The sequence below is a fragment of the Paenibacillus thailandensis genome (genome assembly GCF_042685365.1).
In the GTDB taxonomy this organism is placed as follows: Bacteria; Bacillota; Bacilli; order Paenibacillales; family Paenibacillaceae; genus Paenibacillus_AP; species Paenibacillus_AP thailandensis.
The window spans coordinates 1-674 of record NZ_JBHUMY010000034.1; the positions used below are offsets into that span (position 1 = coordinate 1).

The window sequence follows — 674 nt, forward strand, 5'->3', positions numbered from 1 at the left end:
TGGTTATCGTAGTCCGCGACACTTATGCGTGCGCAGTTATTGGCAAAAAACTGATTTGTCTCGGCTGTCGTCGGTTTACGCCCGTTATGCTCATTAAACCTTTGCCGCCAGCATGCCAACAGACCGGCAAAGGCCGGAGCCGAGAAACTTGTGCCGCTGCCGGTAGTGATTACTCCACCTTCTCCGTCGGGAATCTCGAGGTTTGAGAAAAACAAAGCATCCACACAAGACTTATTTTCATCATAGCAGCTGTACAACTCGGCTACCGGCCGACCATTAACCAGTCGGGCAGCTCCAATAGAGATAAACGTCTCTTTCCGCGCAAGCCCAATCAAGCCGCCGTCCGACACATTCCCCGTAGGAGTAATGAGTACGTTGCCCACGCTCAAGATCCTTGACTCTTGGGCGTTGTTCGTCGCGTTGTACCAGCTCGCCGTTGTGCTCTTAGAAAAAATATCGATATCGTTCTCGATCATATACTGCAGGTATTCGGTCGGAGATCCACCGAGCAAGTGAATCTCCACATCCGGAGCAAAGCTCAGAATAGAGTGCAGAACCCGGTAAAGATGGCCGCTCTTGGTACCCGCCTTGACCGCCTCTTTCCCGATCACCGGAACGACAATGCTGTAGCCGGTGAAGTCGGCTGGGTCAATACACTCCCCAATCTTATCTAC

The 674-nt window shown here is 52.1% G+C and carries 1 protein-coding gene; it reads right to left on the reverse strand.

The genetic code is table 11. The features are described 5' to 3' along the window. A partial coding sequence (locus tag ACFSW5_RS22030) for a hypothetical protein (protein WP_379278058.1) occupies window positions 1-674 on the reverse strand: 674 nt, incomplete at both ends.